Here is a 20,592-nt window from a genome sequence, read left to right on the forward strand (position 1 = left end):
AAGACCGCACAGCCCAACACAAACTGCAGGAGCCTTCATGCCGGAGCTGTTCATCGGCGGCCAGTGGACCGCCGCCTCCGACCGGCAGGTGCGCGAGATCCGTTGTCCGGCGGACGGCAAGCTGGTCGCCACCGTCGACGAGGCGGGTCCCAAGGACGCCGCCGCCGCGGTGGGCGCCGCACGCGAGGCGTTCGACAACGGGCCCTGGCCCGGTACACCGGCCGCCCAGCGCGGCCGGCTGCTGCTGCGCGTCGCCGACCTGCTCGAGCGCGACAAGGCCGCCTTCGCCCGCGCTGAATCCCTGGACACCGGGAAACGGCTGGTCGAGAGCGAGTACGACATGGACGACATCGCCAACTGCTTCCGGTACTTCGGCAATCTGGCCGCCTCGGGCGGCACCGACCGGGTCATCGACACCGGTAACCCGGAGACGGACAGCAGGGTGGTGCACGAGCCGGTCGGCGTCTGTTCCCTGATCACCCCGTGGAACTACCCGCTGCTGCAGACCGCGTGGAAGGTGGCCCCCGCGCTCGCGGCCGGCAACACCTTCGTGCTCAAGCCCAGCGAGCTGACCCCGCACACCGCCATCCTCCTGATGGGGCTGCTCAAGGAGGCCGGGCTGCCCGACGGCGTCGCCAACCTGGTGCTCGGCGCCGGGGCCGTCGCGGGAGCGCCGCTCAGTACGGACGAGCGCGTCGACCTGGTGTCCTTCACCGGCGGGCTGGTCACCGGGCGGCACATCATGGCCGCCGCCGCGCCCACCGTGAAGAAGATCGCCCTGGAACTGGGCGGCAAGAATCCCAACATCGTCTTCGCCGACGCCGAGTTCGACACCGCGGTCGACTTCGCCCTGATGGCGGTGTTCCTGCACTCCGGGCAGGTCTGCTCGGCCGGCGCCAGACTGCTGGTACAGGACGAGCTGCACGACAGATTCGTGGACGAGCTGGTGCGACGGGCCCAGGAGATCCGGCTCGGCGGCCCCTTCGACAAGGACGCCCGCACCGGCCCGCTGATCTCCGCCGCGCACCGCGACAAGGTGGAGGCGTATGTCGCGGCCGGCCTGGCGGAAGGGGCGGTGCTCCGCTGCGGCGGTGCGCGGCCCGAGGACCCGGAGCTGGCCAACGGCTACTACTACCCGCCGACCGTGCTGGACGAGTGCACCCCGGGCATGTCCGTGGTCCGCGACGAATCGTTCGGCCCGGTGCTGACGGTCGAGCGGTTCCGCGACGAGGCCGAGGCGGTCGCGCTCGCCAACGACACCGTCTACGGACTGGCCGGAGCGGTCTGGACGCAGGACGGCGAACGTGCGCACCGGGTGGCCGCCCGACTGCGCGTCGGAACCGTATGGATCAACGACTTCCATCCCTATGTGCCACAGGCCGAATGGGGCGGTATGAAGCAGTCCGGCGTCGGCCGTGAACTGGGCCCGGCCGGACTGGCCGAGTACCAGGAGGCCAAGCACATCTGGCGCAACACCGCGGCGCGCCCGCAGCGGTGGTTCGAATGAGCGCCCCCGGCCCGGCCCCCGAGCCGGTGAGGGGCGAGATCGACAACGACGCGGCGCTCACCGAGCTCGGCTACAAGCCCGGACTCAAGCGCACGCTCGGCAACTTCCACACCTTCGCCGCCGGCATCAGCTACATCTCCATCCTGACCGGTACCTTCCAGCTGTTCTACTTCGGTGTCAGCTTCGGCGGGCCTGCCTACTGGTGGTCCTGGCCGATGGTCTTCATCGGACAGCTGATGGTGGCGCTGTGCTTCTGCGAACTCGCCGCGCGCTTCCCCGTCGCGGGCTCGGTCTACAACTGGGCCAAGCAGACCGGCGGCCCGCACATCGGCTGGCTGGCGGGGTGGATGATGACGGTCGCGACCGTGGTGTCGCTGGCCGCCGTGGCCCTCGCCTACCAGCTGACGCTCCCGCAGATCTCCAGCTGGTTCCAGATCATCGGCGACGGCACCGGAAAGTACGACGCGGCTGCCAACGCCGTGCTGCTGGGCACGATCCTGATCATCTTCACCACCGTGGTGAACGCCTTCGGAGTGAAGCTGATGGCCACCATCAACTCCACCGGGGTGTTCATCGAGCTGATCGCCGCGGTCGTCCTGGTGATCCTGCTCGCCGCACACATCACCCGCGGCCCGAGCGCCATCATGACGACCGAAGGCCTCGGGCAGGGGCAGACGCTCGGCTACTTCGGCGCGTTCCTGACCGCCTCGCTCGCCTCGGCGTACGTGATGTACGGCTTCGATACCGCCTCCTCGCTCGGCGAGGAGTCGATCGACCCGGCCAGAAACGCTCCGCGGGCCATCCTGCGAGCCCTCATCGCCTCCTTCATCCTCGGCGGGCTGATCCTGCTCTTCGCGCTGCTGTCCACCCCTGATCTGCACGCGAAGGAGCTGTCCGTGGACGGGCTCCAGTACGTGGTGAAGGCCGTGCTCGGCGAAACGATGGGCCAGGCCGTGCTGTGGTGCGTGGTCATCGCCATCACCGTGTGCGCGCTGTCCGTGCAGACCGCGGGGCTGCGGCTGGCCTTCGCGATGGCCCGGGACAACAACCTGCCGGCCGGCCACAAGCTGGCCAAGCTCCACCACCGGTTCCAGACGCCGGTGCTGGCCACCTGTGTGATCGGGATCCTGGCGATCGCCATCCTGGTCGTCAACATCAACCAGCCGCAGATCTTCTCGGTGGTCACCAGCATCGCCATCATCATGATCTACGTCGCGTATCTGCTGGTCACCATGCCCATGCTGGTGCAGCGGCTGCGCAGGAAGTGGACACCGTCGACCGACCACTTCTCGCTCGGCCGCTGGGGCCTGCCGGTCAACATCCTGGCCGTGCTCTGGGGCACCGCGATGACCGTCAACCTGCTGTGGCCGCGCGCCGAGGTCTACAACGCCACCGGCCCCCAGCACTGGTACCTGCGGTGGGGCGGTGTCCTGTTCGTCGGAGCTGTCGCCCTCGGCGGCTTCGTCTACTACTGGTTCGTGCAGCGCAAGAAGACCGGCGTTCTCGCCGAACACGCCTTCGGCGCGGAGCCCGCACCGGTCCACGGCGGGCCCTGACACGGGCCGCACGACCGGACCGTGGGACCGCACCGTGAGCACGCACTGGGAAACGAGGAAGAACTGACATGGACGAGTTCGACTATGTTGTGGTCGGTGGCGGAACGGCAGGCGCCGTGGTGGCAGCCCGGCTGACCGAGGACCCGAGCGTCAGCGTCTGCGTCCTGGAGGCCGGACCTTCCGACGTCGGTGACGACAACATCCTGCGACTCGACAAGTGGATGGGGCTGCTGGAGTCCGGCTACGACTGGGACTACCCGGTGGAGCCGCAGGAGAACGGCAACAGCTTCATGCGCCACGCCCGCGCGAAGGTGCTGGGCGGCTGCTCCTCGCACAACTCCTGCATCGCCTTCTGGGCACCGGCGGAGGACCTCGACGAATGGGGCGCGCTGGGCTGCACCGGCTGGAGCGCCGCGGACTGCTTCCCGCTCTACCGGCGGCTGGAGACCAACGACGCGCCCGGCGACCACCACGGCCGCTCCGGCCCGGTCACCATCCGCAGCGTCCCGCCGAACGACCCGTGCGGTACGGCGCTGCTGGAGGCCTGTGCGGCGGCCGGTATCCCCACCACACCGTTCAACACCGGCACTACCGTGGTGCGCGGTGCGCACTGGTTCCAGATCAACGCCCGTGAGGACGGCACCCGGTCCTCCGCGTCGGTGTCCTATCTGCACCCGATCCTCGGCAAGCGGCCCAACCTCGAGGTGCGCACCGGCCTGCAGGCCAAGCGGCTGCTGTTCGACGCCGACAAGCGCTGCACGGGGGTGGAGTACCTGGCGCCCGACACCATCCACTCGCTGGAGGTCGGGGCGCGGCGCGAGGTGATCGTCGCCTGTGGGGCCATCGACTCGCCCAAGCTGCTGATGCTGTCGGGCATCGGTCCGGCCGGGCATCTCAAGGACTCCGGTGTGGACGTCCTCGCCGATTCCCCGGGAGTCGGCTCCCACCTCCAGGACCACCCGGAGGGCCTGGTCATGTGGGAGGCGAAGCAGCCCATGGTCGCCACGTCCACCCAGTGGTGGGAGATCGGCATCTTCACCGACACCCAGGAGGGCCTGGACCGGCCGGACCTGATGTTCCACTACGGGCAGGTGCCGTTCGACCTGAACACCTACCGCTACGGTTACCCGACCTCCGAGAACGCCTTCTGTCTCACCCCGAACGTCTCCCGGGCCCGCTCGATGGGCACCGTCCGGCTGCGGACCCGCGATTTCCGGGACAAGCCGCGGGTCGACCCGCGGTACTTCACCGACGAGCACGACGTGCGGGTGATGACCCACGGGCTGCGTCTCGCGCGGGAGATCGTCGCGCAGTCCCCGATGGCCGACTGGGCCGGTGCGGAACTGGCCCCCGGTCCCGCGGCCAAGTCCGACGAGGAACTGCTGGACTACATCCGCAAGACCCACAACACGGTCTACCACCCGGCGGGCACCGTACGGATGGGCGCGGTCGACGACCCCGAGTCGCCGCTCGACCCGCAGCTGCGGGTGAAGGGTGTCACCGGGCTGCGGGTGGCGGACGCCTCGGTGATGCCCTTCCTGCCGGCGGTCAACCCGTGCATCACGACGATGATGATCGGCGAGAAGTGCGCCGACATGATCAAGTCATCCTGATCCCGGCAGTCGCCACCCCCCGGCACCTGTCGGCGCAGTCGTGTGACCGCGCTGTCAGGCGTCGGGGGAGGTGATCGCCCGCGCGGCGCTCACCTCCTGGCGGAGCGGGGCGAGGACCCCCTCCTCGTCCCCCGCCAGGTCGGCGCGGACCTCGACCAGCCGGTCCGAGCTCCGTACGCCGACCGCCAGCTCCCGCAGGTGGAACGCGACGGCTTCGACCTCGGCCGGCGCGGGGTCCGGTGCCCCGTGGTTGACGCGGACCCGGGCGGCGGTCGTCGCGTCGACGATCCGCTCGACGGCGACGACCAGCGGCCACCAGGCGGCGGCCCGGGTGCCGGTGGGCGGCGGTTCGGTCAGGGCGCGCTGGAACTCCGTGCGCACGGTGGACAGATCACGGTAGAGGCGGCGGCGCTGCCGGGTGCGTGAGGCATGGTCGGTGGCCGGTCCGAAGGCGGTCTCGACATAGTGCGCGGTGTCGTCGACGGCACTGGCGAGCCGGTCCCCGATACGGGTCTGCCAGCTCTCGGGCCACAGCAGATAGCCGGCGATCAGCGCGATGCCGCATCCGATGAGGCTGTCGACGAGGCGCGGGACCACCAGGGCGAATCCCTGGTGGTTGAGAACGTCGGAGAGCAGCAGGATCACCGGGGTGATGGCCGCCGTCTGGTAGGCGTATCCCTTCGCCGACGCGGCCGGGATCAGCGCCGCGAGCAGCACGACCACCGGCACGTCCCACCAGCCGCGCGGCACCTGGCTCAGCACGGCCGCCGCGGTGACCAGGCCCACCGCCGTACCGAGTGCGCGCAGCACGGCGCGGGAGAAGACCGAGCCGAAGTCGGGCTTGAGGACGAAGGTGACGGTGAGCGCGACCCAGTAGGAGCGGGGCACGGCGATCAGTGAGACCAGGCTCTGCGCGATGCCGATGCAGAGCGCGAGCCGCAGACCGTACCGCCAGGACCCCTCGGAGAGCAGCACATTGCGCGTCGCACGGCGGGCCCTGATGCGCAGCGCGGCCGGGAGGCCGAGGCGGTCGTCGACGTTGTACGGGTCGGGACCCGTCTCGTACACGACGGTGGCCGCGTGGCGGAGCGCGACGTCGACGGCCAGTTCGGAAGGCGCCTGCGCAGCACCTGCCGATGGGCGGTGGCCGGGTGACGGGCGGGCGGGTCCGTCCGCTTCGGGTGCCCCGAGGTCCGGCTTCCCCGTGGTGCCCGTCTCGACCGCGTCGGCCAGGTCCCGTACGGCAGCGGGGATTCCGGCGGGCAGTGGTGCGCCGTGCAGATGGGCGGCGGGCGCCGCCTCGACGAGCGGGATCAGCACGTTGAGCGCGGACAGCAGCCGTACGAACGGGCCGCTGCGACCGTGGGCGCGGGCGCGCCGGGCGAGGATCAGGTCGTACGACGTGTTGAGGGCCTGGGTGACCGCCTGCCGCTTGGCATCGTAGGTGTCCTTGCCCGCCGCTTCGAGAAGATCGGCCACCGCGCGGTAGGCGGCGGCGACGGCGGCTCGCTCGGGTTCCTGTCTGCGGAACGGCCAGGCGAGCAGGGCGAGGAACAGGACGAACAGGCCGCCGCAGGCGAGCAGCAGCGGGGCCTTCCACCACGGCCCCGGCAACGGGAGCCCGGCCCCGATCACCGAGTTCAGCAGAAGCAGCAACCCCGAGACGGAGGCCACCGCGCCGATGGTCGACATCATCCCGGAGACGAGCGCGATCAGTGTGAGCGCGCCGACCGCGAACCAGCCGTGACCGAAGACGATGGTGCCGAGCATGACGCCGAGGGTGCCGAAGAGTTGTGGCACGGCGATGTTGAAGACCCGCATGCGATAGGCGTCGGCGGTGTCGCCGATGACCCCGGACAGGGCTCCCATCGACACCAGCGCCCCGTACGCCGGCTGTCCGGCGGCCAGACCCACGGCGAGCGGCGCCGCCATGGCGATGCCGGCGCGGCAGACGGCGGGCCAAGGGATGGGTGCGGTCTGCGGGGTGAGTGTCCTGACCAGCCAGGCGGGCGGGGCGAGGCGGCTTTGCATGGGGCCATTATCGGTGTCCGGGCGCAGCCGCAGATCCGGGGGCTGTCGGGGGCCCGGTCCGGCCCGGACCGTTTGCGGGATGCCGGGGGGAAGTCCGGCACCCCGCTCGGGTCAGTGACCACCAGCTCCCGGTGCGGCGGCCACCAGTGCGGACCACTCGCGGTCGTGCTGGCCGGGCACTATGCGCCCGGCCTGGTGCCACTGCAGGGCGAGCGCGGCAAAGATCGGAGGCCCGTTCACACGAAGAACCGATTCTTCGGCCGTGCTGCCGCCTGTCCTCCGCCGCCGGCCGGTAGGAACCCCGGCCTCCTGGATCGCTGTCACGCCCCGACCAACGACCTCGTACCGGACAGGCAATCCCCCTCGGCCGCCCTTCACCCCACCGAGTGCACGACGCGCCGTGTGCATGACGCACCGGCACGCCCCTCGTACGGGTGATCGAGTTCCGGGTCGGCTCAGCCGCTGTTCGGCCGCGGCGGGCCGGTGCGGCCGACGGCGTGCAGCGAACCGAGGAGGGCGAGGGAGTCGGCGTTCGCACTGCCCGGCTCGGCGGTGCCGACCAGCAGATACTGTCCGGGCGCACTCTGGACGTCGAAGCTCTGGTACGTCAGCTCGATCCGGCCGACGTCCGGATGGTTGAAGACCTTGCTCTTGCTGCCCAGGCGCCGACGTTGTGGTGGTGCCCCAGCGCGGCGAACTCCTCGCTGTCGGCGAGGAGCTCATCGACGACGGCGGCGATCGCGGGGTCGTTCCGGTCGTATCCCGCGGCAAGCCGCAGCGCATCGACGGCGTCCCTCGCGACGGTCTGCCAGTCGGCGAAGAGTTCGCGGGCGGCAGGATCGTGGGAGAGCGAGCGGATCATGTCACGAGGTCGGTCAGCGGGGAGAGCAGAGCGTCGGCCAGCGCGTTCGCCGGCCATCATGAGCTGGACGTGACCAGCCTGGAGAGCATGCGATCGTTCGTCCGGGCCGCGCACGAGCAGCACGGTCGGGTCGACGTGCTGGTCAACAACGCGGGCGTCATCCCGCTGTCGACCCTCGGCGCCCTGAAGGTCGACGAGTGGAACCGCATGATCGACGGAACTCGGCACCTTCTCCAACCTCTGGACCGTGACCTTCGACCAGCGCGGGAAACGCAGCATGTCCGCATGTGGAACAACGAAGTCTGAGAGGGCGCGGCGTACAGTCGGCTCGGCGGTGCCGTGCTCGCCGGAATCCGGTGCCGCGGACGCTTCTGCCCTGACGACGCCGGTGCGAGGACCTCGATGAGAAAAGTCGTTCTGATGATGTCGGTCTCCCTCGACGGCTACTTCGAGGGGCCGAACCGCGAGATCGACTGGCATCAGGTCGACGAGGAGCTGCACCGCGACCTCAACGACCGGCTCAGGGTGATGGGCGCCTTCCTGAGCGGCCGGGTCACCTATCAGCTGATGGCCGAGTTCTGGCCGACCGCGGACCAGGACCCCGCGGCCGGCGAGACCATGGTGGACTTCGCCGGGATCTGGCGGGACATGCCGAAGATCGTGTACTCCCGGACCCTGGAGCGGGCGGACTGGAACACCACGATCGTGCGGGAGGTCGTCGCCGACGACATCCAGGCACTCAAGGCGCAGCCCGGCGGAGACCTGGTTGTGGGCGGGGCCGATCTCGCGGAGACGTTCCTGAAGCTGGACCTGGTCGACGAGTACCGCATCTACGTCCATCCGGTCCTCATCGGCAAGGGCAACCCCCTGTTCCGGGACACGGACACAATGCGGAGTCTCCGGCTCGTGGAGACCCAGGCCTTCGGTAACGGAGTCGTCCTGCTGCGCTACGAGCGGGCCTGACGCGGCGCGTTGTCCGAGCGCCCGGGCGGAGGGACCGCCGGTCGCTCCGTACGATCCGGCGGTCCCTCGGCCCCTGCTCGCGGTGTCCGATCCTGACGCCTGATCAGGCGACGCGGCTGACGCGGCGGACCGCGAGATACAGCAGCAGGGCGGCCAGCGCGACGAAGCCGATGTCGGCCGGCACCGAGGGGTTGTCGCGCGGGTCCTGGCCGAAGACGCGTACCTGTCCCGAATCCGAGGGCCGTCCGCTGACGCTGCTCACGGCGACCAAGCGCCCGGAGATCAGCGAGGCCGAGGTGCTGGCCGGGCTGCTGGGCGGCCGGACCCACTGATCTGCGGGTGGCCCAGGATCTGCTGGAAATCGTCCGAAGGGCCGGAGGGCGGCGTATGCGGGAGGAGGGGTCGGGTGTAGCGTGTGCTTACACGTGTAACTCAGGGGGTCGCGGGCCGGCCCGGGGCAGGAGAATCATGAAGCTCAACGTCCATGAACGCGGTGACGGCGACAAGGTCGCGCTGCTGATCCACGGCGGCATGTCGGACTACCGCACCTGGCACGCCGTGGAGGACGACCTGATCGCCCGCGGCTACCGCGTCATCGCTCCTGACCTGCGCGGACACGGCCTCAGCCCGCGGGGCGAGTACCGGCCCGAGCTGCTGGCCGACGACCTGGTGGAGAACCTGCCGACCGGCGCGGACGTCGCCATCGGCCACTCGCTCGGCGGTCTGTCCCTCGCCCTCGCCGCCGACCGGCTGCGGCCGGCCCGCGCGGTCTACTCGGACCCGGGCTTCCGGCTGGAGAACATGCCGCCGAACGCGTCGGCGTTCATGTTGGCCATGGTCGCGAACGCGACCGGCGACAGCGTGCGCACGATGAATCCGCGCTGGTCGGACGCCGACGTCGCGGCCGAGCTGGCGGGCTTCGCCCTCTTCGACCGTGACTTCTTCGCGCTCACCGAGAAGGGCACCGCCCTCGGATACCTGCCCGCGAGCGCCGTCGTGCCGTCGCTGGTGCAGCTGGCCGATCCCAGCTTGTGCATCAGCCCGGAGACCGCCGAGGAACTGCTGGCCAACGGGTTCGAGATCCGTACGGTCAAGGGTGCCGGACACTGCATCCACCGTGACGACTTCGCCGGCTTCATGGCGTCGCTCGACGGCTGGATCTGACCGCGACCGGGGACCGTCGATCGGGTGGTGAACGGGTCGGGGAGCGGTTCCGGCCCGTTCACCACCGCGTCCCGACCCGGCTCCGGCGCCGCTTTCTGTTTCCTGTTCCGGCTCCGGTCTCAGTGCACGGAGAGACCGCCGTCGACGAAGATCGACTGCCCGGTGACGTAGGCGGAGGCGCGGCTCGCCAGGAACACCGCGGCGCCCGCGAAGTCCTCGGCCAGGCCGTTGCGCCCCACCATCGTGCGGGCAGCCAGCGCCGCGACCTTCTCGGGGTCCGACGACAGCCGTTCGTTGAGCGGCGTCATCACGAACCCCGGCACGAGCGTGTTGCACGTGACGCCGAACGGCGACCACGCCTCGGCCTGCGACCGGGCCAGCGACTCCAGCGCCCCCTTGGAGACGCCGTAGGCGCCGCTCTGGACGAACGCCCGGTGGGCCTGCTGCGAGGTGATGTGGATGATCCGCCCGAAGCCCCGCTCGGCCATCCCGGGACCGAACCGCTGTCCCAGTAGGAAGGGAGCCTTGAGGTTCACCGCCATCGTGGTGTCCCACACCGCGTCGTCCAGCTCGCTCATCGGCGGCCGCAGGTTGATCCCGGCGCAGTTGACGAGAATGTCGGGCTCCCCGAAGACCGCGGCTGCCTCGTCGGCCGCCGTGCGGACTCCGTCGCCGGTACTCAGGTCCGCGCTCACCCAGGCCGCCCGGCAGTCGTCGGCAGCCAGCTCACCGACCGTGTCCGCCAGCTCCTTCTCCCGGCGCGACACGATCACGACGCTCGCCCCCGCGCGGGCCAGTGCCCCGGTGACGGCCCGGCCGATGCCGGAACTCCCGCCGGTCACCACGGCGACGCGGCCGTCCAGCGAGAAGAGGTCGGAGAGATATCCCTGCGAGATCATCCCAGCACCCTAGAGGGCGCACCCGCCCGGATGACGCCCGGGGCGGTTTCGATCGGGCGCGGTGAAGTCCGGTGAGGGTGTGGGGGTAGGCCTCTAGGGTGTGAGGCATGACGGGGAAGTGTCAGATCTGCGGAGCGCCGATCGAGGCCGGTAGGCGGTCCGGAAGGGCCGCGGTGTACTGCTCCCAGGCGTGCCGGCAGCGCGCCTACCGGGAGCGGCGGCAGCCGGCCGGGGTCCCGGCCGGGGAGCTGGTCACGGATATCGGGGACCGGGTGCGGCGGCTGCGGCTGGCTCCCGCACTCGCGTTCCACGCCGACGTCGAGTCGCTCTCGGCCCGCTTCGCACAGCTCCGGCGGCTGGCCCGCCAGGCGCGCGAGGAGTTCTCGACACCGGCACCGGCAACACCGGCACCGGCAACACCGGCACCGACAACACCGGCACCGACAACACCGGCGACTTCCGCCACAGCCGCGGAAAACGTCACACCCGGCCGCGTGACGATTCTCGACGAGGAGGGCTTCGCCGCGCTCACCGAGGAGCACCGGCGGGAGCTGCGGGTGCACTGCTACCGCCTGCTCGGTTCGTACGACGAGGCGGAGGACCTCACCCAGGAGGCGTTCCTGCGGGCCTGGCGGGCCCGCGAGACGCTCGCCGACGTGGGCAATCCACGGGCCTGGCTCTACCGGATCGCCACCAACGCCTGTCTGGACTTCCTGCGCAAGCACAACCGGCGCCCGACCACGTACGAGCCCGTGCCGGGCATGGACTCCGGTGACGGGCCTCCGCCGCCGCGACTGCCGTGGCTCCAGCCCTTCCCCGACGATCAGTTGCCCGAGACACCCGCACCCCAGCACGAGCCGGACGAGCAGGCGGTGGCGAGCGAGACCCTGGAGCTGGTCTTCCTGACCGCGATCCAGCAGCTTCCGCCACGGCAGCGGGCGGCCGTGATCCTGCGTGACATCGCCGGCTGGTCCGCCCAGGAGACCGCCGACCTGCTGGGCGGCAGCCTGGCCTCGGCGAACAGCGCCGTCCAGCGGGGCAGGTCCGCGCTGCGCGAGGCGCTGCCGGGGCGGCGCGAGGACTGGACGGCGGCGGAGCCGAGCGCCGAGGACATGGCGCTGCTGCAGGGCTACATGGAGGCCGCCGCCCGCTGCGACATCGATGCGATGACCGAGCTGGTGCGCGCGGACGCGGTGCTCACCATGCCCCCGAACCCCTTCTGGTTCACCACCCGCGAGGCGCTCTTCGCGTTCGTCCGGCCGAACCTGGATCCGGCGTCGCCGATGTTCGCCGGGTACTGGAGGCACCTGCCCGTGCACGCCAACGGCCAGCTCGCGGTCGCCGGCTATCTGCAGCGGCCCGGCACCAGCGTCTTCCGGGCCCAGCTGATCGACGTCCTGCGGGTGGAGGAGGGGCGGATCGCCGAGATCACCACGTTCGAGCCGCACCTGTTCACCGCGTTCGGGCTGCCGATGACCCTCTGACAAGACGGCGGGGGATGAGACGGCGACCGATGAGGCAGCGACCGATGAGTTTCCGCGTCGGGTACGTCGTACGGGGTGACGGGCGCACGGAGCGCCCCTGATCGAGGGAATGAGAACCATGCTGAAGAACAAGGTCGCGGTCGTCTACGGGGGAGCCGGCTCGCTGGGCTCGGGAGTTGCCAAGGCATACGCGGAGGCCGGCGCGCGGGTGTTCATCGTCGGCCGTACCGAGGCGACGCTGAAGAAGGCCGCCGCCGAGGTCGGCGCCGAGTACGACGTGCTCGACGCCCGTGACGAACTGGCCGTCGAGGCTCACGCGGCCTCGGTCGTCGAGCGGGCCGGCCGGCTGGACATCTCCGTCAACCTCGTGCCCAGGGGAGACTTCCAGGGCGTGCCGCTCATGGACATGACGCTCGAGGACTACACCCGGCCGGTCGTGCAGGGCATCGCCTGCCAGTTCATCACGGCGCGGGCGGCCGCCCGCCGTATGGTGCCGCAGGGCTCGGGCGTGATCCTGTCGCTGAACAGCGGGTCGGCCAACGGCAGCCCGATGATGGGCGGCACCGCCGCTGCCGACGGCGCGCTGGACGCGCTGATCCGCCAGTTCGCCCAGGAGATCGGTCCGTCCGGAGTCCGTGTCTGCGGGATCTGGACCGCCGGTGTCGCTGACAGCCTGACGCCGGAGAAGCTCGCCGCAGCGGGCGCGACCGGTATGGACGAGGCCGCCGTGCAGGGGCTGGTCGGACATCTGGACAGCATGCGGATGACGAAGCGCTCGCCGCGGATCGCGGACATCGCCGCGCTGGCGACGTTCCTCGCCTCCGACGCCGGGATCTCCATCACCGGCACCTGGGTCAACGCCACCGCCGGAATGTTCCCCAGCTGACCTGCTCCGACGGCCTCCGACGGACCTCCCGCAGCTGACCCTTCGCCGTTCGCGACGGCGGGGGTCAGAGGTGGGTGCGGCCCGGGGTCACCAGACCTGTCTCGTAGGCGAAGACGGCCGCTTGCGTGCGGTCGCGGAGCCGCAGCTTCTGCAGGATGCGGCCCATATGGGTCTTGATGGTCTGCTCGGCGAGGACCAGCGCCTCCGCCACCTCCGCGTTGGACAGCCCCTGGGCCACCAGCGCCAGCACTTCGGTCTCACGCGCGGTGAGTTCGGCGATCCGCACCTGCGCGGGCGGCCGCGAGGTGCCGCCCTGGCGGGAGAACTCGGCGATGAGGCGCATGGTGATGCCGGGGGAAAGCAAGGCCTCCCCGGCGGACACGATGCGGACGGCTTCGGCGAGTTGCACCCCGGAGGCGTCCTTGAGGAGAAATCCGCCGGCCCGCACGGTGGTGACCGTGCGGGCCGGCGGACAACACAACGGTCAGGAGCGGGCGGCTCCCCGGGCCGAGACGGCGACGTACTGCACGCGCATCGGATGGCCCGGTTCGGTGGTGGGCCCTGCGGGGGCGCCCAACGCGGCGGGGAGATTGCCGCCGACGGCCACGTTCAGGATCAGGAACAACCCGTGGTGCACGGCGTCGTCCCAGGTCCTGGGATCCATCTGGGCGGCCGTGACCTTGTGGTACTCGCGTCCGTCCAGGTACCAGCGCACCTGTTCCGCACCGGCGGCGAGGTCGACCTCGACCGCGTAGGAGTGGAATCCCGTCCGGCAGTCGGGGCAGGACCGGTCCCCCGATCCCAGTCCCTGGGGCTCCTTGCAGGGGCCGCCTTCGAGCGTGCCGCAGTGCATCGTCCCGAAGACGGAGTCACGGCCGTTGACGTTCTCCATGACGTCGAGCTCACCGATCGCGGGCCAGCCGGTGTAGCCGTTGCGCAGTCCGGAGCCCAGGGTCCAGAACGCCGGCCAGTAGCCGGCCGCTGCCGGTCCGGTGACGTCGGGCAGCGCGATCGATGCCTCGATCCGCAGGACGCCGCCGGGCGGTGGGGCGTAGTCGGAGCGCTTGGACTCGATGCGGCCCGAGGACCAGCGGCCGTTCCGCAGCCGGGGCACGATCTCCAGCGAGCCCTTCCCGTCCAGCCGGACGTTGTCCGTCGAATCGGTCATGGTCTCGATCTCCCCGGTTCCCCATTGCGCGGCCGGGCAGCCGGGATAGCAGGTGCCGAGGTCGTACTGCCACTTCGCGGCCGACGGGCGGCTGCCGGCCGGTCCGTCGAAGTCGTCCCTGAGGAGCTGGGTCCACCGGCCGGACGGCACCGCGTCGCGGTCGGGGAGGGCTCCCGCGTCCGTCAGCAGCCGCTCCAGCCGGGGCGCCAGTACGGTCGCGGCGACGTTGGTCAGATGCGCGTCGTCCCGGTACAGCAGGATCCGTTCCAGTACCGCCGGGCATTTGGCACCCGCTCCGGGGCACAGCACGGAGTTCATCTCGACGGCCCGCACGCCCGGCAGCCGGCCGGCCGCGATCGATGCCGCGAGCGGATCGGGCCACTGCGCGGTGGCACGGTCGAATGCGCAGGCGTCCGGGTCCTTGGTGTGTCCGGAGACGCAGGCGGGGATGTCCGTCCCGGGGATCGGGGTGTCCTGGATGTAGACGATGGGCACCCCGAGGGCGCGCAGCGGCGACAGGGTCTTCTCCCAGCCCGCCGTGAGGAGCTGCTGGTCGTCGGTGTAGCGGTTGAGGGACGCGACGACGACGAGTCTGGGCTTCGGACCCTGGCGCAGCCGGGACAGGCTGTCCGCGCGCCAGGTGTCGCACTCGGTGTACGTCCGGCCCAACTGTGGGTTCCTCAGCGTCAGTTGTGGCAGCGGGCAGCCCTGCTTCACCAGTTCCTGCAACACCCACCCGCGTTGGGCCGCGATGCCCAGCAACGGGGAGAACCACTGGCCGGCGTGCGAGTCGCCGAGCAGGACGATCCGGTCCGGGCTCGCGGTCGCGCCGAACAGGCAGGGCGGGCTGGTGGTCGCGGTGGGTGCCACCTCGCACCCGCCGTCCGGCGGGAAGTCCTTACGGGCCTGGACGGCGCCCGGTACCGGCGGGCCGTCCTTGAGCGGGGTACCGGTCCGCAGCAGCAGCGACCTGCCGTCGGCCGCGCCCGGCGGCAGTCCCTTCAGGTCGAACTCCGGAGCCGACGCGAGCAGATTCAGCGTTCCGGTTCCGACCACCAGCGCCAGGACCACCGGCAGGACGACCGCGGCGACCCCCAGCGCGAGTCCGCGCCGCGGGAATTCGGAGACGGTCCTGCTGCGGCGCAGCGGCTGTTCGATCCAGCGCATGGTCGCGAAGGCGGGCAGTGCGGACGCCATGGTCAGCGCAGCCCTGGCGGGCCAGCCGAGCGTTCCCAGCCGGGCCTCAGCGAGGACGAGCACCGGCCAGTGCCACAGGTAGAGGGTGTAGGAGAGGCGGCCGATCGCCCGCGGTATCCGGCCGCGCAGGATCCGGCCCACGCCGTACGCGGTCGCGCCGTCCGTCGCGTCCGCGTCGCCGGTCCCCGCCAGGATGACCGCGGCGGTGGCGAGCGTCGGCACGAGCGCGGCGTATCCGGGGTACGGCGTCCCGCCGTCGTAGCGCACCACGCACCACACGATGGCCGCGGCTCCGGCCCACCCGCACACCGGACGTATCGCTGACAGTCCGCGCAACCGGTGCCACGGGGTCAGTGCCAGCAGCGCCCCGACCCCGAACTGCCAAGCGCGGGACGGCGTTCCGAGGTATGCCAGGGAGACGGAGGTGTGCGTCCAGTGCAGTGCCAGGAGGAACGAGCCGAGCGTCAGCAGTGCGGTGACCGCGAACACGGCCGACCGCACGGCCCGACCCCGGCGGGACGTCCTGAGCACCGCGAAGACGATCAGGGCGAGCAGTGGACCCCAGAACAGATAGAACTGCTCCTCCACGGCGAGCGACCAGAAGTGGAGCAGCGGGCTCGGATCGCGTCCCGCGGCCAGATAGTCGGTCTGCTGGGAGACGAAGCGCCAGTTGGCGGTCGACAGTGCGGCGGCCAGTACGTCGTACTCCAGGTCGGTACGGCGCAGCGGGACGGTGAGCCAGGCGGCGGCCAGCGCGGTCGCGCCGAGGACCACCGCCGCCGAGGGCAGCAGTCTGCGGGCCCGGCGGGAGAAGAACTCCCCGAGGCGGATGCGGCCGGTCGTGGCCGCCTCACGGATCAGCAGCCCGGTGATCAGATAGCCGGAGATGACGAAGAAGATGTCCACACCGACGAACCCGCCGGTCAGCCCGGGCAGTTCGGCGTGGAAGGCGAGCACCGCGAGGACCGCCGCGGCGCGCAGGCCCTCGATGTCGGGGCGGAAGCCGGGAGCGGGTGGCCTGGACCCGGTCGTTCCGGCTTTCCGGAATCGGTTTCCAGCGGAGCCCGCCCCGGGTGTCGGACGGCCGGCGCGGTCGGCGGTTTCCGGATGTCGGTCCGGAAGCGTGGTGGAAGGCATGGGTGTGATGGCCTTTCAGCTCAGCCAGGGAAGCATGGGAGTGACCCATCCGGAGGCGAGCAGCGCGGTGAGCAGGAGAAGTGAGGTGGCGGCCAGTGCTTCGGGCCAGCGCCGGGGCAGCATGCCGAGGCGGACCGGCCGAGCGGCTCGTACGGCCTTGGATTCGGTCTTCGCCGGCCGCAGTTCGGCGATCAGATCACGGACCAGCGGGAGGCCGATCTGGCACTGGACCAGGAGGTACAGGCCGAGACCCCAGTTGGGCCACCAGCCGTTGCGTGCGACGGACAGGGCGAGTCCGGCCGCGGCCGCGCCGATGGAACCGCAGAGCCAGGCGAGCGAGACCAGCACCACTTTGCGGGCCATGCCGCTGGGCTTCACCCGGCCGACGCCGGTCGGGACCCAGGCGGCGCTGTGGCCGCGCAGCGTGTGCAGGAACGCGGCCGCGGCGGCGACGCTCGTCAGGACGTTGGCGCGGATGACCTCGACCCGCCACCGGGTGTGGCTGATCCGGGGCAGCAGCACATGCCAGAGCCACAGCGGCGCGAGCAGCGGCAGGACGTGCCAGGGGCGGATCTGGTCCGGGTACCAGAACATCATCACCAGCGGCGGCAGCGGCGCGGCGAACGTGTTCACCGCGGCGGTCAGATAGCCGACGATGCCCTCGTAGAAGCACAGACGCATCCGCCAGGGCGCGCCCATGCGCTTGAGGTCGGAGTTCTTGATCAGGTGCAGGTTGCCCATCGCCCAGCGGTACTGCTGGTTGACGAAGGACGAGAGGTTGTCCGGCGAGGTGCCCTTGGCGACCAGCACCGGGACGTAGAGGGTACGGAACCCCTGCTCGTAGAGGGCGAGTCCGGTGTACAGGTCCTCGCTGTGGTCGAGCTTGGCGAAGCCGCCGGCCGCGTCGATCGCGGTGCGCCGGTAGACGGCGTTGCTGCCGCAGCAGATGGCCGCGTCACTGGCGTCCCGCGAGGGCTGGATCCACCGGAAGAACCACTCCTGGGCGGAGCCCGCGGCGCGCTGGATCCAGTCCATCGACTCGTCGGTGTCGAAGCACTGCGGGCTCTGGACGATGCCGATGCCGGGGTCGGCGAAGTACGGCACCAGATGGTGCAGGAAGTCCGGCCTGGGAGCGAAGTCCGCGTCCAGGATGGCGATGTACTGCCCGGTGCTCACCGTCAGCGCGTGATTGAGGTTGCCGGCCTTCTTGAGGTGCCCCCGGTCCGGCCGGACGACGTACCGGTAGCCGTGTGCGGCCGCCAGAGCGGCCACTTCGGAACGGTCCGCGTCGTCCAGCACCCAGACGGTCAGCGCCCCGGCCCAGTCGACGGCCGCGACAGCCTGGTAGGCGTTCTCCAGGACGGCGAGCGGCTCACCGCAGGTCGGCAGATAGAGGTCGACGTCCGGCAGTTCGGCCGGCTGCCAGGCCTTGGTCAGCACTTCGTGCGAGTGCCTGGTCAACCGCCGCTGGCGCAGGCTGTTGACCGACGAGAGCGCCAGCGCCACCAGGTTGAGCACGAGCACGGCAAGGAAGGCCCACAGGGCCGGGGTTCGCAGCGCGAAGGTGAACATGGTCGCCGCAGTGAACACGAAGGCGAGTGAGGTGCAGATCAGTACCCACCGGCGCTGTGGTCCGAAGTACCAGTAGAGCTCGTGATCCGACGGTGGTTGAGGCAGATGGTCGACGGTCAAGTGTCCCCCCACGGGCGCGTGATGGACGATCCAGTGATCACCCTACCCGCAAAGGTATAGACCACTGGCGCGTCAATCCACGGACCGAGACAGGTGCCGACATATTCATGGTGAAGACAAGATTCCGCGACAGTCCTGTCATCCTCCGTTCCTCCGACGTCGAGGTCAGAGGGCGTTCAGCACGTTCACTCCGGGCTACCCGGCGCTCCTCCGGATAGTTCACGCGCCCAGTCGGCGAGTGCGTCGAAGTCCGCCGCGAGCAGTCCGAGGCTCGGTTCGATGCGGAGGAGCAGGGACGGCGCGGAGTGGTGGGCGGTGACGTACTCGCGGTCCGGGGGCCGGATCTCGTCGTCGATCCAGGCGAAGGGCCGGCCGGCGGCGTACCTGACGATGTCGTGGGTCTTGAAGTAGGTGCCGTCGTCGCGTCGGGCGTGCAGCTCCGGCCAGTCGATGGCGGGGAGTTCCGGCAGGCCGAGGCGCGGACCGATCCAGCGGTTGGCCTGCGCGCCCCACGTCGTCGCCCACACCAGGTCGAACGGCAGCGCCATCAGCAGCGGGCCGTGGGCGGCATTGAGCCACACCCGTAGCGGCTTCTGCCAGGGCAGGTCCCAGCCGGCGGGTCGCATCCGGTGCGTGGTGTAGCCGTCCGGTCGCTGGTGGGGCCGCGCGGCGAACGGGTTGAGGGGGCCGTCCACATCGATGAGGAGGAGGGGCTTCGCGGTCACGCTGGCTCCTTGCCGGCTGGGTGCGGTGAGCGGCCGGTGTACGGGGCCGGTGGGCCTCCTCCCTCCGGGAAGCGGACGCCCGACTCAGCTACCCGGTCCCGGACCGGACCAACCCACCGGTCCTGGATCCGGGGACCGATCCCCGGCACCAGGACCGGTCGTGATCAGGCGAAACGCGAGCTGGGAACCGGTCCGGAGGAGCGGACACGGTCCCGGGCTCCCGTGAGCCAGGTGGCGTTCACCCGTACGGCGAACGCCACGAGCAGCTCGTCGGGGTCGGCCGGGGCATCGTCGTCGCCCGCGTCGGGCTCCGGGTCCGCGGCGCAGATCGCGTCGGCCAGCTCCTCGGCCGAGCGCTCGTCGGCCGGGATGTCGTCGCGCTCCCCGTCCTCGGTGAACCGCATCCGGGACGCCCAGGGGGCGATCACGGTCTGCACCAGCAGGGTGGAGACATCGGCCGGGACCGCGGGAGGATCCGTCCAGCAGGTCGCGTGCTCGTACAGGACCTCACCCGGCGCGCGGTCGTGCAACTGCGCGACCAGCTCCTGGTCGCACTCGTTCAGGTCGTACGCCACGACCAGGGTGTCCGCGGTACCCGGCCGGTACGGTGCGGTGGGCAGGCCGAGGATCCGGGCCGCCGCCAGGCCGAGGGCACGGCTGCCGCGGTCCGGCAGCAGTGCGACGGACGCGGGCTTCCGGTCCATGGCCGCCAGCACGGCGCGCAGTCGCTCCAACCCGTGGCGGCACGCTCCGAAGTCGTCCTGCAGATAGGCCCAGCGGCCGGTCATCCCCTGGTGGAAGCCGGCGGGCGACACGGTGGTGAGCAGGCCGCCGGTGAGGGTGTAGTGCCATCCGCGCAGGTCCTGGCGGTCGACGGGGGTGGCGACGGTGGCGCGGGCGAGGAGGTGGCGGATACGTTCGGCGGCCGGCCGCCAGGTCTCGTCAGGGTCCCCGAGCGCGCCGAACACCTGGCGGCCGAGGTCGACCTGACCATCCATCAGTGCGTTGTGCACCAGCAGATAGCGGTCCGGCCAGTCCTCCGTCAGCCCGTCGTGCTCCTGGAGGAGGCCGACCGCCTCGGCGTGCCGCTGCTCGTCCTCCAGGGCGACGGCCAGCTCCAGCAGGACCTGCCGTGGCGCGGGGGTGCGGCGCGCCCGGCCGAGGAGGCCGCGGCGAGGAGCCAGTGCGAGGCGCAGGGCCTCCCGGAGGGCCGGCACGGCGAGGTGGGAGACACCGCGTCCGATGCAGGCATAGCCGAACTCGTAGAGCGCTCCGGCCCCGGCCGGGTCGGCGGTCAGAGCGGCCGAGGCCGCGGCGAGGTCGGCGAACCCGGCTCCCTGGGCCAGCTTCTCGACGAGTGGTGCGATCTCGGCCGACGGCAGTGCGTCCGCCGCGAACCGGAGGGTCCGCATCGCGCCCTGCGGGTCGCCGGAGTCGAAGAGCTCCCAGGCCTTGGCCAGTTCGGTGGTCATCGTTCTCCTCCTGAGTGGTCGGCGAGCTTCCTCGACCCGCCGGGGTGCTGCCTGACGGCGGGAAAAGGTGCGTGACGACTCAGGGCGCGCGGGCCGGCCGCCTCACGGGGCCGTGCCGCGGCGCTCATCGGGACGGGCGGTGGCCGCCCTTCCGGTGATGGTCGTTCATGAGGTCGTCCCTGCTGTCGTACATGTGCACGATCATGGTGGGTCGCCGGGGCACTGGCAAACCGATT

At 70.9% G+C, this 20,592-nt stretch carries 14 protein-coding genes and 3 pseudogenes; 8 read left to right on the forward strand and 9 right to left on the reverse strand.

The genetic code is table 11. The annotated features are described in order from the left end of the window. Positions 1-37: 37 nt before the first annotated feature. The 3 genes from O3W51_RS01645 to O3W51_RS01655 all read left to right on the forward strand — a co-directional run bounded on the left by O3W51_RS01645 (position 38) and on the right by O3W51_RS01655 (position 4,676). Complete coding sequence (locus tag O3W51_RS01645) at positions 38-1,507, forward strand: aldehyde dehydrogenase family protein (RefSeq protein WP_138351406.1); 1,470 nt, start codon at positions 38-40, stop codon at positions 1,505-1,507. Next, positions 1,504-3,063 (forward strand): APC family permease, encoded by a 1,560-nt coding sequence (locus O3W51_RS01650; protein WP_138351407.1) that lies wholly within the window; start codon positions 1,504-1,506, stop codon positions 3,061-3,063. Before O3W51_RS01645 ends, O3W51_RS01650 begins: the two co-directional genes overlap by 4 nt. Positions 3,064-3,131: 68 nt before the next feature. Further along, the gene (locus O3W51_RS01655) at positions 3,132-4,676 is read left to right on the forward strand and encodes a GMC family oxidoreductase (protein WP_138351408.1); all 1,545 of its coding nucleotides are present in this window, start codon (positions 3,132-3,134) and stop codon (positions 4,674-4,676) included. Positions 4,677-4,730: 54 nt separating this feature from the next. Here O3W51_RS01655 and O3W51_RS01660 read toward each other — a convergent pair whose 3' ends face one another. Together O3W51_RS01660 and O3W51_RS48735 are read right to left on the reverse strand one after the other, a co-directional pair. Further along, positions 4,731-6,707 (reverse strand): FUSC family protein, encoded by a 1,977-nt coding sequence (locus O3W51_RS01660; RefSeq protein WP_138351409.1) that lies wholly within the window; start codon positions 6,705-6,707, stop codon positions 4,731-4,733. A gap of 455 nt (positions 6,708-7,162) precedes the next feature. Beyond that, positions 7,163-7,569, reverse strand: a pseudogene (locus O3W51_RS48735) (MmyB family transcriptional regulator). Between O3W51_RS48735 and O3W51_RS01675 the strand changes: the two are divergent. Further along, positions 7,489-7,785 (forward strand): annotated as a pseudogene (locus tag O3W51_RS01675) (SDR family NAD(P)-dependent oxidoreductase); the annotation flags it as partial. The pseudogenes O3W51_RS48735 and O3W51_RS01675 sit on opposite strands and share 81 nt — an antisense overlap. Before the next feature lie 186 nt (positions 7,786-7,971). Further along, positions 7,972-8,532, forward strand: a complete 561-nt coding sequence (locus O3W51_RS01680; RefSeq protein ID WP_198357873.1) for a dihydrofolate reductase family protein — start codon at positions 7,972-7,974, stop codon at positions 8,530-8,532. 103 nt (positions 8,533-8,635) lie between these two features. Here the strand turns inward: O3W51_RS01680 and O3W51_RS01685 are convergent, their stop codons facing one another. Then, a complete protein-coding gene (locus O3W51_RS01685; RefSeq protein ID WP_198357874.1) occupies positions 8,636-8,794 on the reverse strand; it encodes a hypothetical protein in 159 nt (52 codons plus the stop codon). Between the two features lie 206 nt (positions 8,795-9,000). Here O3W51_RS01685 and O3W51_RS01690 point away from each other — a divergent pair, with 206 nt between their 5' ends. Further along, positions 9,001-9,696: an alpha/beta fold hydrolase gene (locus tag O3W51_RS01690; RefSeq protein ID WP_138351411.1), complete on the forward strand. Its 696-nt coding sequence runs from the start codon at positions 9,001-9,003 to the stop codon at positions 9,694-9,696. Between the two features lie 119 nt (positions 9,697-9,815). Here the strand turns inward: O3W51_RS01690 and O3W51_RS01695 are convergent, their stop codons facing one another. Further along, a complete protein-coding gene (locus O3W51_RS01695) occupies positions 9,816-10,595 on the reverse strand; it encodes an SDR family NAD(P)-dependent oxidoreductase (RefSeq protein ID WP_198357875.1) in 780 nt (259 codons plus the stop codon). A 107-nt stretch (positions 10,596-10,702) separates the two neighbouring features. On the opposite strand from O3W51_RS01695, the gene O3W51_RS01700 reads away from it, so the two are divergent. Both O3W51_RS01700 and O3W51_RS01705 read left to right on the forward strand, forming a co-directional pair. Then, the gene (locus O3W51_RS01700) at positions 10,703-12,079 is read left to right on the forward strand and encodes an RNA polymerase subunit sigma-70 (protein WP_269283155.1); all 1,377 of its coding nucleotides are present in this window, start codon (positions 10,703-10,705) and stop codon (positions 12,077-12,079) included. A 118-nt stretch (positions 12,080-12,197) separates the two neighbouring features. Further along, on the forward strand, positions 12,198-12,965 hold the full coding sequence (locus O3W51_RS01705) for an SDR family NAD(P)-dependent oxidoreductase (protein ID WP_198357877.1): 768 nt from the start codon (positions 12,198-12,200) through the stop codon (positions 12,963-12,965). A 64-nt stretch (positions 12,966-13,029) separates the two neighbouring features. Here O3W51_RS01705 and O3W51_RS01710 read toward each other — a convergent pair. From O3W51_RS01710 to O3W51_RS01730, 5 genes and pseudogenes are all read right to left on the reverse strand, one after another. Continuing rightward, positions 13,030-13,407: pseudogene (locus tag O3W51_RS01710) on the reverse strand (response regulator transcription factor); the annotation flags it as partial. A gap of 42 nt (positions 13,408-13,449) precedes the next feature. Further along, entirely contained in the window at positions 13,450-16,467 is a 3,018-nt protein-coding gene (locus tag O3W51_RS01715) for an acyltransferase family protein (RefSeq protein WP_198357878.1), read from the reverse strand. Positions 16,468-16,482: 15 nt separating this feature from the next. Further along, positions 16,483-18,159, reverse strand: a complete 1,677-nt coding sequence (locus O3W51_RS01720) for a glycosyltransferase family 2 protein (protein WP_187145249.1) — start codon at positions 18,157-18,159, stop codon at positions 16,483-16,485. A 185-nt stretch (positions 18,160-18,344) separates the two neighbouring features. After that, the gene (locus O3W51_RS01725; RefSeq protein ID WP_138351416.1) at positions 18,345-18,884 is read right to left on the reverse strand and encodes a hypothetical protein; all 540 of its coding nucleotides are present in this window, start codon (positions 18,882-18,884) and stop codon (positions 18,345-18,347) included. A gap of 164 nt (positions 18,885-19,048) precedes the next feature. Then, a complete protein-coding gene (locus O3W51_RS01730) occupies positions 19,049-20,356 on the reverse strand; it encodes a hypothetical protein (protein ID WP_269283162.1) in 1,308 nt (435 codons plus the stop codon). Positions 20,357-20,592: the final 236 nt, after the last annotated feature.

The organism is Streptomyces sp. H39-C1 (assembly GCF_027158125.1).
Lineage (GTDB): Bacteria > Actinomycetota > Actinomycetes > Streptomycetales > Streptomycetaceae > Actinacidiphila > Actinacidiphila fildesensis.